The sequence below is a fragment of the Paraglaciecola marina genome (assembly GCF_004360155.1).
GTDB classification, from domain to species: domain Bacteria; phylum Pseudomonadota; class Gammaproteobacteria; order Enterobacterales; family Alteromonadaceae; genus Paraglaciecola; species Paraglaciecola marina.
On the sequence record NZ_SAIS01000009.1, the window covers coordinates 1 to 14,665 of the forward strand.

A 14,665-nucleotide genomic window follows, 5' to 3' on the forward strand; every position below is an offset into this window, starting at 1 on the left:
GTGAAACGCCCTGTGCGGAGCCGCATGCAGGGTGTTGTGGGAGCTGGAGGTTAGACACCTCCGGCTACCCGATTATGCATTAAGCCATTTCTATTTTCCATACATTAACAGCAGCATCTGCTAATTTTAGCTGGCGATCTTCTATACTTTCTTTATTCCATACGCATACATCTGCGATGCTTTTTGTAAATTTAAACTCTTCTTGAGTTGAAAAAAGCTCTGATTTCTTTTCTTCGAAACCTTTGGCTCCTACTCGCTTGTTCTTTTCTTTTGAAACCAAAGCCATATTCCCCAGAAGGTTTACGTAATAGCTTCTTTCATCACTATTAACACCGGTATAGCTCTCATTCCAATTTTGATTAATCTTTTTCGGCATGACATGCTCTAAGTTCACCTTTTCTGGATCTGAATTGACTACTTTTTCTTCCCCACTGGCGTGATTTTCTATTTCTATAAGTAAATATCTGGCTCGTTTAGTATCTGATAATGATTTTGACAAGAACGAATTTTTAAATTCGTCATCGCTCGGGTAAATTGATTTCAGATGTTTAAAAACGTGCGAGGCCTTTTGGTAATCTCCTGAATTTATTTTTCTTGGTATTTCAGAGTAATAGTTTGACGATACTCCTGTCCTCCCTTCGCAAATCAAATTATACCTTACGGCCATTACGACCATAATCCACGCCAACTTTTGAAACTCCTTAGCATCAAATTTTCCCGAAGCCGCCATCAACACAGGTAAACTTTGCTGTGAATCCAATAGCCTTAACACGAGGATATGCTTTTTAGTTTTCTTCTCATGAGAATCCCAATAACTACTCTCTGGATTTTGAAGAGCAGCGTAGACTCTCGCGGAAGAAGCTAGCTCAGTGGCAAATTTTACAGCGTTAGCTGAACTATCTATTTGATCCCTTATAATTCTAAACAAACCTGTTTTAGAGCTACGGCCATATTTGGAAGACCAGAAATGCGACAAAAATCTATTCTTTGGGTCTATTTCAAAAAGCTTTTCTTTTACTATACTCCATTTCTCTTTGACTTCTGGCAGATAGCTCTTTGATTTTGAAAATAGGTGATTTTTTAATAAGTCCATCGTATCAAGGGTTTTCCCTCGATCATTTAATGTTTCAAAAATGACGTAAGCATCAGCCTCATCCTGGACTGTCAACACAAGGACCTTTACCTTTTCATAAAGAAAATTATGGAGTTCCAATAGCTTTTCATTTTTTGAACCAATATGATTTTCTACCAGCTCCCAAAGCGTCAGTATTGATTGAAGCAATAGATAATTTGAGTTCTTTTTAAGATACTTCTTTTGTTCGTTTTTTATATTTTCTTTGGTTGAGTCGGCTATAACAAAACTTCTAAATGTTTCGTTATTTTCCTCGTTCATGAAAAACTTCTCTGATGTTTTTAAAGTTACAACATCCTGCTTCCCAAAGAATTCATTCCTAAACCAGTCTGCCCTCTCATTATCACCGCTAAACCGAAACACTCTCCTAATAATACTTATCAAAATAAGGGAGGTAGTTAATCTTTGTTGGCCATCAATAACCTCTAACGATTCTTTGTTGTTTTTAACAACAATTGGACCGATGAAGTATTCGTTTTTATTGTTTTCTATTGCTTCAACGACGTCATCCCACAGCTGGGATACTTCATCCTCAGACCATGCATAGCTTCGTTGAAACTCTGGAACCTTGAGTATTTTTGACGTTGCAAGATATTTACTAATCGGCAACATCTCTGTTTCGATAAAATTAGCCATTGTCTATTTTATATCTCTTAAAGTTGGTCTGTGAGAAATCTCTTATTGCATAACGCTTACAATAACGGGAAAAGCTGAGCGACAGCGAGGCTTTTTCCCAATGAGCGAAGCGAATGTTGTTTATTGTTTTGTTAGGTTTGCGTGGCAATTATTACACCCCCTACCGTAGCCCCAAAGAAATAAATCAACATCTTAAAAATATCACTCACCATAAGACTTGAATGGTAATTTATAAAAACCTTAGGCTCAGAATAAAGTTTAGAAATTGGATACTTTATTCTCTTCGCAATACAGTCAAAACCAAGAGTAAATAAAAACATACTAAGTAAAAAATACACTACTAGAATCAAACTCGCTTGACCGTCAGAGATAAGAAAAGTGTTATTACCATCTGAATTTCTGTTGTTCAGCCAAATCATCGCACTCCCAATGGGAATACCAGATAAAAAAGCTGAAAATTTCGATGGACTAAACATTATAAAGAGTAAACCTAACGATTTGCATATGGGGATTTTAGGAGCGCTTTTTCAGCGAGTAAAATTCCGACCATGATGCACTTGTTATAAGGCAATTTGCACTGCCTGATGTTTATACTTTACTACAAAATCCTTAGCTTCAGCTAATGACTTAGGATAACTAATTTTATAGTAGCCAGAATCATCTCTTTGCTCGTAGATGGTTTGAAATACAAAACCATGCTCAACTAGAAACTCTATCTTTTTCCACTGAGCTAAGTCTGTTTTTTTGGGTGGTTTGAAGTGTCTACCAAAGTTAAATGCAACACCGTTACAAATAGGACATTCCATAGTATCGGGGTAATCGCAAGGCGCTTTGTCAAAGTACCTCATATTTGATGTTTTGCAGTTTAAACAGGCAAAGGACATAGCGTATTCGGGCCCTAACACCTTCACCTTAGGTTTAGGCAAATCTCTAAGACCAGTTTTTCTTCGAAGCTCCATCCTCGATTGTTTATCCATAAGTGATTAAGCCTTATAACGCTTATTATCGAGCATGTCGTATATGTAACTTCTCGATTTGATTTTTATTTCCGTTATTTCCAGTTCTTACCGTTTGATTTCATTGAATATTTTTTGTTTTTTATGCCATCAAAACCGCAAAGAATTGAAAAGCAAAAGGAGACCTGAATTTAACGCGACTTTTCTGCTTCCTATTAAAAACCATGAGCAAAATATTTTCCATAATTAAATTAATAACTTAGTGATTTTCTGAAAAACAAAGTGAGACTTAGAAAATTTACATAATAGGAAGCAATAAGGACAATATTTTACTATTTCCATTATACCTGTATATATTGACAGCCCTTCAATTAGCTAAAATACATCGATGGTAAAATTATTTAATAAACAACTGAATGTCTGCTTTCTTAAAATCATCATTCATTAGAGCCACTTTGCTAATGGTCGGCTTTTCGCTCTCAGCAGTTTGTCGAAATAGCTTGAGGTTTATCTACTCAAATTACCAGTTCAAATGTGAGCTGCTAAAGGTGAAGTGCCCATCAAATCTTAAATAATGGATTTTTAACTAAGTGTTAGATTAGCTATTGTTTAACTGTGTAATGCCCATATAAATATCTGTTATTCTTTGCGCAATATCATCATTGTTTTTTTACCCTTAAAAAGGAAGTCTATGCCTGGGTTACATCGCATTATTCTTATAAATTGTCACCTTCCTGGTTTTGTTGAACTTGATGTGTCTGGACACAGCAATATTTGTGGTACTAACGCTTCTGGGAAAACCACCTTACAGCGTTTGATCCCTGTTTTTTACGGTGAACTACCTAGTAAAGTCGTACCTAAAACCCGTAAAAAGTTTGACGATTTTTACTTACCTCATGCTAACAGTTATCTAATTTATGAATATCAAAGAGAAGATGGACAAGACTGCCAAGTTGTTTTGACTCGTAAAGGCTCTGACGGTGTCCAATATCGTTTAGTGGCGGCTCCTTATCATCAAGAGCAGCTGTTAGTGGATACTGAACAAGGTAATGTACAAGCTATGTTACCAGAGCAGTGGATCAAGCAGCTGCGTCAATTGGGTATCGATTTTTCTCATAAAATTCAATCTACTAGCGAGTTTCGTAGCATCATTCAAAATGATGCTAGTGTGGGCAGGGCGGTTGGGCGTGAAAACACCAAGCTTAGGCAGTTGGCGAGTCGTTATAGTTTGGTATCTAGCCAGCATCGTATTAGACACATGGAGAAGTTAGTCAGTGCGGTTCATGCTAAAGAAGGAAAGATGGATACCTTACGTACTATGCTTGCTGCTATTTTTGAAGAAGATGGTTTAGTACAACCTACTACTACAGTTAAAAATACCAAAGCCCGGGAATGGATCACCCAAATGCGCCAAACTATGCGCTTGCAGGCTATGCAGAGTGAATATCAAAACATTCAGGCTCAGACCGATAAATTGAATGCAATTGAAAGTCAGTTGTTGCAGCTTAAACCTGTTTTAGAGAAAGACTTACAAGCCCTAATTACTCAAAAAGCGGATAGCCAAGAACAGCGCAATAAAATCAAAAGTCAGCAAAGTAGTGAAAAAAGTGCTTTTGAGCTTGCTGAAGGTGCGCTTAATAGCCGCGTGAGCGAAACCGTTGAAAACCTTAAAGCAAAATCTTCTAGGCTTGATCATATTCAGCAACAATATGAAAAATATCAAGATTCAGATATTGAGCAGCTTCAAAAAGATACAGACGCATTACCTCTGAAGCGAGAGGAGTACGAGCAAAAGTTAGAGCAATATAACTTACTTATTGAACAACATAAGGATTTACAAAGTCAGCTTGAACAGCAAAAGCTTAAGCTTTCTGAATCACTAGAGCGTTTGTCTCGTAAAAACCAAGCGCAAGTTAAAGCCATTGGCCTACAAAAAGAAGCGAAACGGCAAAGCCATAACGAAAAAGAGCTGGAATTAAGAGGCCAGTTTGAACAACGTAAAGAGCTACAATCTGCTGAGTTTGATTCAGAATTATTAGTGCTAGAACGCAGTATTGTTCGTCATGAGCATCAAGCGAAACTGGCTACTCCAACTGAGCTAGAAGTTGAAAACGGCTCGTTGGCGGATAAACGTTTAGAACTAGCGCAGCGTGTTTGGCAGCAAACATCTAGTGCCAAGCAGCAAGCCGAGAGTGTATACCAACAGCAGCGCAGCATACGTGATAAGGCTGATAAAGACCTGCAGCAAGCCAGACAAACTACTAGGCAAGCTAAAGAGCTTTTAAGTCAGATAAATAAACAAGTTTCACCTGAACAAGACAGTTTGAGGCAGTTTTTACGGGACAATAAACCTGGTTGGGAGCAAAATATTGGGCGCATGATCCATGAGCCATTATTAGACCGTAAAGACTTATCCCCCCAGGTTTTAGCATCAAGCAAGAATAATGAAGCTGAACTCAACAGTTTATTAGGTGTGCAGTTAAATCTTAGTGTGATTGACGCACCTGATTATGCCCAAGACGAAGCTGCGTTAAGTTTGGCGTTAGAGCAGGCTCAAAAGCATTTGTTGGCTGCCGAAAAACAGCAAAAACAACATGAGACTGAATTAGACCAAGCCCACCAAGAAGCAGAGCTGAAGCGAGAAGCTGTAGCTGAGCAAAATCGTTTATTTGAGCAAGCTGAGCAAGAAGTGGCCTACGCTCAAAGTGCTAAGCAACGTTTTGCTGATGAATTAAAAGCTGCCTTGGCGAAACGTAAACAACAAGCACAACATGCCCTTCAAAAACTTTTAGGTGATAAAACTCAAATACTTGAGCAAAAGCAAGCAGCTATTGATTTGTTAAAGTCTAATTATGAAGAGCAGTTACTTGAGTTTAAAAGTGGCTGGCAAGATGAGTTAGCTATTTTAGATGAACAAATTGAAGAGTTGGAAAGTCAGGTTGAAGCTAAAAGGCAGCAAAACCGCGAACAAATTAAACAGTTAGAACACGCATTTAATCAAGAGCTAGCTGATCAAGATATTGATCCCAATACATTGCGAGAACTAAAACAACAAATTGAGGGCCTAAAAAGCCATATTCAAAGTGTTGTGGTAAGGCGTGATGAATTAAATGAATACAAAACTTTTGTGCAAACTGATTGGTTAAAGCAGCGCCCAGAGCTTCTAGAGCAAGAAGCCGAATTAAAGTCTTTGAGCCAGCAATTGCAACAGCAACAGTCTAGTTTGGTAAGTCAGTATCAAAGTAAACGAGCTGAATTATCGGCGGCCTTATCTACGACAGAAAAAACACTATCTAGTTGTGGCTCTTTGATTACTGAAATTGAGCCTATGGTACGTCAATTAAACCATATTGTGTTTTCATTTGAGCCAACAGAGCAAGCAAACATTAACTTCGGTGATCAGGCTGAGCGAATAAGCCGAGCTAATGAAGGGCTAGAAAGTCGTAGTCGCGGTGAGAAAAAGTTAAAAGAATCACTCACTGAATTTGAGGGAGTACTTGGGAAAGATGCAGGTAAAGACTTCCTTGATACTATGCATCAAGCTTTTTCTGTTCTAGACGAAGACGCTAATATTCGTGAACGTTTACCAATTTTACAGCGTTTATTGAGTATTTTAGAGTCTCGCCAGCGTCAAATTGTGGAGCAGGGCGAAACCATAGGTGGCGACTTAAATCGCTTCTTTACTGTGTTTAGTGATATTAACCGAAAAATTGCGCAACAAAGTAAACGCCTTACTGAAGAAGTGTCTGATGATTTAAGTTTGGACGGTATTGCTCGCTCTGAAGTGAAAATTATTTCTACAGTGGATGAACTGAATTTCTGGACCCCATTAAAACGCTTTGCACAGCAATACGATAATTGGAATAAATCTGATGATTATCTTCCAAGTGAAGCGTACTTAGATAACTTGGCTGATGTGGTTGAAGTATTACCCAATGATGCTAATTACAGTATCGAGTCCTTGTTACGTTTAGAGTTACATCTAAATGAAGGTGGTTCAGACCTAGTCATTAAAAATGACAGGCAATTACTTGAGTCTTCAAGTCATGGTATGGCCTACTTAATATTATGTAAGTTCTTACTAGCTTTTACTCGTTTATTACGAAATCACGCTGATATTCATATTCACTGGCCCATAGATGAAATTGGTACCTTGGCTTATCACAATGTTGAAAAACTATTTAAAGCCTGTGATACCAATAATATTCATATTTTAGGGGCATTTCCGAACCCAGAGTCTGAAGTCTTAATGTTGTTTAAACATAGATATTTGATTGATAAGCAAAAGCAGCAATTAGAAAAAATTGAGCCCAAATTGAGTCGAATCGCTGAGCGTTTACAGCAAAACAAAGCCGCAACCACAGAGGTGAAAGCATGATCGAACACGGCCCACTATTAGAACGCCTACTTGAAGGTGAGTTTATATGTACTGTGACAGACGAACACAGTTTTCATAAGTTACAAAATGAAGCGCTGGTGGAAGAGTTTAATCATTTTTTACGACCCTTAAATAGGCGCGTGGCAAAAAGTGAAGACAGCTCAGTTTATTTTCTGGCTTACTGTGATTTAAATCAAAATGCGCGGCACCACCTCAGTGGACAGTTTGCGAGTACGGTACAGTCTCTATTGCCAATGCTTGAATGGATGCAACTAGTGCAAGAAGCCCTTGGTCGTGATGGGGCTTTAAGTGCAGGTGATACTATTAAACTACAAGACTTTGAGTCTAAAGTGGTAGACAACCAATCTTTAATGCAGCGCTTAGCCCATCTTGCTGCAGACAAGGTATTTAAATCCAGTAGTGATAAAGCTGATATGCAAATTAAACAAGTGTTTAAACGAATTAAAGAATTGGGCTACTTGCATCAACCTCATAAAGATAGGCTATTTTATATTGTTACCGGGAAAATAGAGCACCTTATAGAGCTAGTGCGTTTTATCAAAGATGAAGAAAACTTGCCCATTGATGATGTACCTGAGCAAGAGGCGATGTTTTGAATCAAGCTTCAAAATCAAATAATACCTTACAAAGTAACCCGCTTTTTGAGTTAGGAAAAGAGCGGTTAGAGCTTATTGGTAAACATGCTGATGCTTTAATGCAGGGCTATTTACAAGGTCATGTAGACGAAGCTGCGTTTACTGTGCAGGCATTAGATAAGTTAATTAATGGGCGCATTTTATGGCGCCCCGACGAGCAACAGCCTTTAGCTTTAAGGCCTAATGTAAATGATTTAATTGCTAGCTTGACCCAAGATGAGCGTAAACGCCAAATTAACTCTGACGTGGGTGAGCATCTAGATCAAATTCACACTCGGGTGCAGTCATTACAAGCGGCCCGGCAAAAAGGCGATTACGCTGCCACCGAGCATCATATGCAACTGTTAACTGAACGTGTATATGACATGACAGGGCAGTTTGGTGATGCCATTGAAAGCTTGTGGCATAGGTTAAATACTGAGTTTGGCTTTGTAAGCAGCTTAGATGACAAAATACTAGAAATTGAACTCGCCCAGCGTCAATTACGGCGCATACTTGATGGGTTTAGCATTATTAATTTTGATGATTTAATTCAGCTAGCAGGCAGCGACGGTGCCTTGCGAAAGTTACTGGTGAGTCAGTTACAAGCCCGTATTTCGGAACACTCTGGCTCCTTGCTAGAGGTTCAAAAGCGCTTAGTACTTTTAATGGCGCGTTTTCGCCATCAACAAGACAGGGCCTTGTTAATTAATCGTATGAGTGCCTTTTTACGGCAACACCCGAATTTTCAAGTGGGAGATTATCCAAACCGCAGTCAGGTGCCCGCAGTTGTTAATCAAGCCCATGGTATCAAAGCCCAAGCCTTTGTTGCTTTAGACAGAGCTCAAGATGGCTATGCTTTAGCTGAGCTCGCCAGAGCGGTACCCAGAGAGCCAGAGCAAGGTTCACAATCAGAAACCCAAACCGAAGGGTTTGCTGTGGCAGTACAAAGCTTAGTGGCAACAGAGCAAAAGCAACTTGCTAAAGATGTTGAAGATTTCTTTATTAGGGTAATAGAAAGCCCAGAGCCATTAAGTGGTGTTGATTATCTTGCTGAGCAGGAGCTAACTTGGGATCCTGAAATTTGGTTATTCCAAGTGGTAGCCGAATATGAAGGCTTACCGCAGCAAAGTAAACAAAGTTTTATGCTTGAAAAAGAGCGAACCCCTAAAAGCCGGTTTAATCAGTTGTATATTATTAAAGACGTAAAAGTAGGGATGCGCTTTTTTGGTGACTTTCAGGCGGTCGGATAACCTCTATGGCAGCCTCGCTCACACCTAAAGCTAAGGCCTTGTTGTTAGAGCAGAATACCAAGCTTAAGTTTGATGATAGGGCTGCCACCACTGCTGTTGCAGCGGTTAAAGAGATACTTATATGGTGTGACAATGAAGATATTGTACCTGGCAAGTGGCTTGTTAAGGGCAAAAAGTACCGTTTCAATCGACAAGGCATAGATAAAATACAAGAGGCTTACCAGAGTGCTATGTCTGAAAATATCTTTGATGATTTTAGCCAAGATGATCATCAAACTGCATCAACAAAAAGTACTAATGAAAAACAAGGTAAATTAAAGCCAACCGCGCACCTTATTCTTGCAGCAGTAATAAAAGGTGCGAGTTATGATGGCTTTCACCGTGAGTTTTACCCATGTCATCAAGTTAACATTGAACTTAATATTAACGAGATTAAATTATCTAGGTATGACGCTTTAATCATGGTTGAAAATCGCGATAGTTTTAATGATTGGTATAGGTTTCAGGCTCAAATCACCCACAATTTTGGAAAAGTATTAGTTATCTATCGTGGTGACAGTGATTACTCTGAAGCTGCCTCATCGTTCTTAAAATTATGGCGAGTTCATGGGCCCAATAAACCAGTAGTATATTTCGGTGACTTTGACTTGTCGGGTTTGAGGTTAGCAGTATCGGCGAAGTGTTCTCATCTCTTATTGCCCAGCTATGAGTTTTTAAGAAATAATGTTATCTCTCATCACTATCCTGATGAACAGCAAAAATATTTAGTGGGTTTAGAGCGTGATTGCGCTCAAGGTTGGCAAGCATTATTGAGTTTGATGTATACACAGCGGGCGGGCTTAAGGCAGCAACGAATGTACAATACTGCCTTCGTTTTCTATAACTGCTGATAGACTAATTAGAAGGTGTAAGTCAGGCCCAGCGTTATACGCTTGTCGGTAATATCACGGTCTGCAGAGTCAGAACTCCTATCTAACAACCGTGCTCCTAAGTTAACCTTTAAGCTCTTAGCTACTTCACGGGACACATCTATGCTAGAGGTTAGGATGTTATCAGTATCATCTGAGCTTCTGGGTCTTGTTCTAGCGTATCGAGAACTAAAGTTAACATCTGTCTTTTTACCCAACTCGTAAGCTATAGTAATTTTTGCACTTCGCGTGGTCTGAAGTTGTCCTGACTCTAAGTACTCAGTTTCACCATAGGAAAGGGTTAACGCTGTTTTTAATCTACGTTTGTCATAACCAATGTTAAAACTTCCGGCCTTGCGTAAAATAATTTCTTCACTAATGTCGGTTTCGATATCCGTAGAAGCTATATACTCTTCACCTGCTTGTAATTCATAATTGAGTGAGTCAGGTTGAAAACACTCGCCTAAATCAACACTTCCAAAGGGACATACAAATAGTGTGGTACTGCCCTCACCGTAGGATAAGCGTGAAAACGAGGTGACTTGTTCAGAGTATGCTATTGAGCTTCTAAAGAATTTTAAGTTATGACTAAAATCTACAGTGTATGCGTCACCATAGAATTTTTTACCGTAGTTGAAGTTTAAAGCGGTTCTACTAGAAAACGCCCAATCTACATCTAAGCCAAGGTACTTAGTGGTGTTGTCACCTTCTTCCAGCTGATTATAGGTAACAGACACACTACGTTCATTCATGGGCTGCCAAGTAATACCTGCACCATAACTTGTGGTATCCAAATTGGTTCTAGTTGCGAAACCACTGGTGTCTACATCATATTTTGAAGAACTACCTTGAACAATTAAGCTAACTTTTTGACTTATGGGTATCCCTATGTCTCCACTTACTTCGGTGGAAGAAAAATCCTGAAAACTGGCTCGTGTGGTGTCATTATAGTTTGCAGACAAATTAAAACTAAAATTATCGATTTTTCTCCCTTCTGATATAGATGCAGATAATGCTGTGTTGGAACCATCTACACCAAATTCACTTTCTATGGATTCGTCAGTTGTTGTTTCAGAGTAACTAGTTTGAATCGCTAATCCTACGTACTCAGGATTTGGGGTGACAAAATTTAAAGCTGCAGCAGTATTTCTGTACTTAGTTAAATCCCCAGAAGCTAGTACTTTGTCACTTACATAATCTTGTTCTTGATTAATCACTCGGTAGTTTTCTTTGCCGCTAAGTGAGAATGTTAACGTGTTGTCTATTAATGTAGTTAAACCATCAAATGAAAATTCAGTATATTCTTTGTCTGCATCAACATTTCCGGATATTTGCTCAACTTTGATATGTTCAGCATTGACTGACATATTCATACGTCTATTTGAATATGTAGCTGTCACGGATGGAGTAATAGAGGCTACTTTATTGGTTCCGGATTCTTCAGAACCAGTTTCAGTTTGGTACGCATAGCCAGTTGTGGCTACTTTGCCTTCAACATCTAGGTCGTTAGCCTTTAGCTGACCGGAAGCGCTCACTAATGTAATAAGTGATAATTTAAAGACCTTATTAAATGAGTGTAAATGTCTGAACGACACTCTAATTAGCTCCTGCGTAATAGTATCCGTATCCAGAACCATCAGAGTTAGCTTTTTCAGCTTTATTGACAACAAAACCTATAGCCATGTCTGGATTGAGCTGTTTAACTGCATTAGAGACATCAGCTAGTTTAGTTTTTGTTTCTTCAACTACGACTAAAGCTTGGCCTGCTAAGTTCGCTAAAATTGCCGTTTCGTTAATTCCTAAAAGAGGTGGAGTATCTACGATAACGACTCTATCTGGATACCTATTTGCAAACTCTTGCACTGCTTCTTGCATTTTTTCACTCGCAAGTAATTCAGTTGATAGGTGATGTGATTTACCTGCTGGGATAATACGTAAATTTTCTAAGTTAGTGGTACACATAACCTCGGATATATTATCTTTTTCACCTAAAAGGAACTCCATCAAACCTACGGTATTCTTTTGTTCTAATGTTCTCATTACATTTGGTTTTAAAACATCAGCATCAACTAAGAGTACGGTTTTATCTTGCTCAAGGGCAATACTTAAGGCTAAGTTTACAGCTGTAAACGTCTTACCTTCACCTGGTCTGGAACTGCTCACCATAATAATATTGCTATTGTTTAATGACTTAGATAACGGACCAAAGGCATTGTCTAAAAGCTTTCTTTTTATGGCTCTATATTCTTCATTAATAATTGAACGTTGCGAATTGGTTGAAACAAACCCTTTCTTATCTAATGTCTCAAAATCAATTTCTATATCAACTTTACTTACTTGTGCTTTAGTTGGTTTAACACTAGCTGCGGCTTGGGTGTTAAGTGCTTTTTCTATAGAGCTAGTTGCATCGTCAGCTGAACTTGCGACTTCTTTTTGGGATTGCTCAGATGCTTTTTCATTTTGCTTCTGTAACGCTTTTTCAATTGAGTTCAAGAGAAAACCCTCCCGTAAATATCAATTTGCATGATTTCTGCTGCCATTAATGCGCTGTATAAGCCAAAAATGAGTAGTGAAGAAAGTAAAAACACCAGCAACCTTGAACGATTGACTTTATTAATATGTTTCTTGTTCAAGTGGCTAACTGTTCCCAATACAGGGTAATTAGTCAGAGCCGTTAACTGACTAGCTCGAATGACTACTGGTGTAATTTGACTGACTAAGAATGCCACGCCTAACCCAGCTGAAAACCCTAAAAACAGCACTACAGTGTAGTTTAGTAATCTATTGGGGCCAGCAGCATTTTTAGGGGCTAATGGTGGGTCAATAACACGAAATTGTACATTTTCATTTGAGACATCTGCCTTTTGCGCTAACTCTGCCGATTCTTTTCTCCCCAATAGCTCTTCATATTTTCTTTTGGTAATTTCATAGTCCCTGTTCAAAGCGGTTCTTTCAGCTTCTACTTGAGGCACTAAATCAATTTTTTGTTTAAGGGTTTCTATCTTGTTGGAGTAATCAGACTCTCTTACTTTCATCGAGGCAATTTGACTTTCTAATCGACTCATTTCTAGTTTTAATTCACTGGCTATTGAGCCTATTTGATCAGAGTTGTCGCCGTTGCTACCAGACAAATATTCAGCAATTTCTTTTTCACGGGCTTGCCTCAAAGAATCTAGTAAATTGTTCGCTTCGATTACATCGGGGTGAAGATCTGTATATCTAAGTGATAGCTGATCTAGGTTTTCTTCAAGGTTTTTAATTCTGTCATCATATCGAGTGGTTAGCTGAGACTGTTCATCTGATGGGCGAACCGAGAATTCATCTGACTTAGCGTTGTTACCATTTATTTGAGTAGATAAAGAAGCGATTTGTTGTTCTGTTTCCTTAATTTTCAATTGGATTTCTTCTAACTGTGACTCTAGCTGGGAATAGTTTTGGTAGAAGGTCCCTTGGTTAGGTAACAGTGCTGTATATTTTCGTTTGAAATTTGCGAGTCTCTGCTCTGCTGAAGCTAATCGGCTTTCGTATTCATCAATTTGTTCATCGATGAACTGACTAGCAGAATCTGAATCTTTTCTGCTATTACCTTTAGTGCCTTCAACAAATAAATCTAAGGTTTCTTGAACCACAGTTCGTGCCATTTCTGGGCTTTTATGATTATAAGAAATGGTATAGAGATTATCTCTGCCCGTTGATTTCAGTTTTATGTTATTAGATAAGGAGTTAATTAGATTTTCATATTGAGTCGGGTTAGTGGTGGTGATGTCTAGATCCGATTCCCTGGCAATGATTTCTAAATTAGGTCTACTCAATAAAGTTTTAACCATCATGGCAATTTCTTGTTGAGGGTTCGTTTGTATCGCTAGACCTCTCAATAAAGGTTGTAAAACCGAACGTGTATCTACATATACTCTAGCTTGTGATTCATATACATCAGGCATTGATGCTACGTAAAAAAAGCCAATCGGGCAGATTAACCATGAACAAATAATAATGTAACGCTTTTTTACCCACACACCCTTAATATACCCAATTAAGAGTTCGAGAGTTTTTTGAATATCCTGCATCTATTTATAAATCCATCTGTAGTTAGGGTCTAAAACCAAGCTTCTGGAATAATGATGATATCACCTGGGAGCATATCAATATTTTCTTCAATATCTCCATTTTTAATAAGGTCGTCGATACGTATGCTAAAACTTTTTTGTTCACCAGCAACCATTCTGACTAGTTTAGCATCGTTACCGTCAGCAAACTCGGTTAAGCCTCCCACAGCAATCATTAGATCTAATAAAGTCATACGTTCGGTATAGCTGACTGCACTAGGATTAGTTGCTTCACCTATCACTCTTACCTGCTCGCTTAAAGGGCCAGTGAAATTAGTGACACTCACAGTTACTCTCGGGTTGTTAATATATTTGCCTAATTGCTCTTCAATTTCTCTGGCTAACATAGTTGCGGTTTTGCCCGATACTTCAATATCTTCAACTAGAGATGTAGTAACTTTGCCATCAGGGCGGACGATAAATGAGCCTGATATATCAGGGTTTCGCCATACAAAAATTGATAGATTGTCTCCCGGCCCGATAAGATATTGATAATCATCAACCGAGGTGGTTATGGAAGTATATTTGGTTGCGCTTGGCAGTTTAGTTAAATTACTAGCACATCCAGTTGTTAATAAAGTTAGAAAAAATATCAATTTTGACAATGCTATTTTGTTAGTCTTCATGTAGATTACTATCCCGTAAGTTTGAAGTCGCTTAC

11 protein-coding genes are annotated in these 14,665 nt (G+C 38.5%); 4 read left to right on the plus strand and 7 right to left on the minus strand.

What is annotated here, in order from left to right; all coding sequences use genetic code 11:
• Positions 1–79 precede the first annotated feature (79 nt).
• The 3 genes from EOK74_RS13200 to EOK74_RS13210 form a co-directional block, all read right to left on the minus strand.
• A complete protein-coding gene (locus tag EOK74_RS13200) occupies positions 80–1,768 on the minus strand; it encodes a DUF262 domain-containing protein (protein ID WP_133470491.1) in 1,689 nt (562 codons plus the stop codon).
• Positions 1,769–1,899: 131 nt separating this feature from the next.
• Positions 1,900–2,244, minus strand: coding sequence for a hypothetical protein (locus tag EOK74_RS13205; RefSeq protein WP_133470492.1), 345 nt, complete (start codon positions 2,242–2,244; stop codon positions 1,900–1,902).
• Between the two features lie 84 nt (positions 2,245–2,328).
• On the minus strand, positions 2,329–2,745 hold the full coding sequence (locus tag EOK74_RS13210; protein ID WP_133470493.1) for a hypothetical protein: 417 nt from the start codon (positions 2,743–2,745) through the stop codon (positions 2,329–2,331).
• A 670-nt stretch (positions 2,746–3,415) separates the two neighbouring features.
• Between EOK74_RS13210 and EOK74_RS13215 the strand changes: the two genes are divergently transcribed.
• From EOK74_RS13215 to EOK74_RS13230, 4 genes are read left to right on the plus strand one after another with little or no spacing between them, the layout of a single operon-like run.
• Positions 3,416–7,102, plus strand: coding sequence for an ATP-binding protein (locus tag EOK74_RS13215; RefSeq protein ID WP_133470494.1), 3,687 nt, complete (start codon positions 3,416–3,418; stop codon positions 7,100–7,102).
• A complete protein-coding gene (locus tag EOK74_RS13220; protein WP_133470495.1) occupies positions 7,099–7,719 on the plus strand; it encodes a hypothetical protein in 621 nt (206 codons plus the stop codon). Before EOK74_RS13215 ends, EOK74_RS13220 begins: the two co-directional genes overlap by 4 nt.
• Positions 7,716–8,990, plus strand: a complete 1,275-nt coding sequence (locus EOK74_RS13225) for a hypothetical protein (RefSeq protein WP_133470496.1) — start codon at positions 7,716–7,718, stop codon at positions 8,988–8,990. Before EOK74_RS13220 ends, EOK74_RS13225 begins: the two co-directional genes overlap by 4 nt.
• 5 nt (positions 8,991–8,995) lie before the next feature.
• On the plus strand, positions 8,996–9,880 hold the full coding sequence (locus EOK74_RS13230; RefSeq protein WP_133470497.1) for a DUF7281 domain-containing protein: 885 nt from the start codon (positions 8,996–8,998) through the stop codon (positions 9,878–9,880).
• Between the two features lie 8 nt (positions 9,881–9,888).
• On the opposite strand, the gene EOK74_RS13235 is transcribed toward EOK74_RS13230, so the two are convergent.
• Genes EOK74_RS13235 through EOK74_RS13250 form a run of 4 tightly spaced genes read right to left on the minus strand, consistent with a single transcriptional unit; the run spans position 9,889 to position 14,630 of the window.
• A complete protein-coding gene (locus EOK74_RS13235; RefSeq protein WP_166638764.1) occupies positions 9,889–11,493 on the minus strand; it encodes a TIGR03016 family PEP-CTERM system-associated outer membrane protein in 1,605 nt (534 codons plus the stop codon).
• A gap of 1 nt (position 11,494) precedes the next feature.
• Positions 11,495–12,391 carry an XrtA-associated tyrosine autokinase gene (locus EOK74_RS13240; RefSeq protein ID WP_133470499.1) on the minus strand — a complete coding sequence of 299 codons (897 nt, stop codon included), beginning with the start codon at positions 12,389–12,391 and terminating at the stop codon, positions 11,495–11,497.
• Complete coding sequence (locus tag EOK74_RS13245; protein WP_133470500.1) at positions 12,388–13,965, minus strand: XrtA system polysaccharide chain length determinant; 1,578 nt, start codon at positions 13,963–13,965, stop codon at positions 12,388–12,390. Before EOK74_RS13245 ends, EOK74_RS13240 begins: the two co-directional genes overlap by 4 nt.
• Before the next feature lie 29 nt (positions 13,966–13,994).
• Positions 13,995–14,630: an XrtA/PEP-CTERM system exopolysaccharide export protein gene (locus EOK74_RS13250; protein ID WP_133470501.1), complete on the minus strand. Its 636-nt coding sequence runs from the start codon at positions 14,628–14,630 to the stop codon at positions 13,995–13,997.
• Between the last annotated feature and the right edge of the window lie 35 nt (positions 14,631–14,665).

Coding starts and splice junctions, on each gene's coding strand:
- EOK74_RS13220 (WP_133470495.1), top strand. CDS start 7,099: ATGATCGAACACGGCCCACTATTAGAACGCCTACTTGAAGGTGAGTTT.
- EOK74_RS13205 (WP_133470492.1), bottom strand. CDS start 2,244: ATGTTTAGTCCATCGAAATTTTCAGCTTTTTTATCTGGTATTCCCATT.
- EOK74_RS13245 (WP_133470500.1), bottom strand. CDS start 13,965: ATGCAGGATATTCAAAAAACTCTCGAACTCTTAATTGGGTATATTAAG.
- EOK74_RS13200 (WP_133470491.1), bottom strand. CDS start 1,768: ATGGCTAATTTTATCGAAACAGAGATGTTGCCGATTAGTAAATATCTT.
- EOK74_RS13230 (WP_133470497.1), top strand. CDS start 8,996: ATGGCAGCCTCGCTCACACCTAAAGCTAAGGCCTTGTTGTTAGAGCAG.
- EOK74_RS13250 (WP_133470501.1), bottom strand. CDS start 14,630: ATGAAGACTAACAAAATAGCATTGTCAAAATTGATATTTTTTCTAACT.
- EOK74_RS13215 (WP_133470494.1), top strand. CDS start 3,416: ATGCCTGGGTTACATCGCATTATTCTTATAAATTGTCACCTTCCTGGT.
- EOK74_RS13210 (WP_133470493.1), bottom strand. CDS start 2,745: ATGGATAAACAATCGAGGATGGAGCTTCGAAGAAAAACTGGTCTTAGA.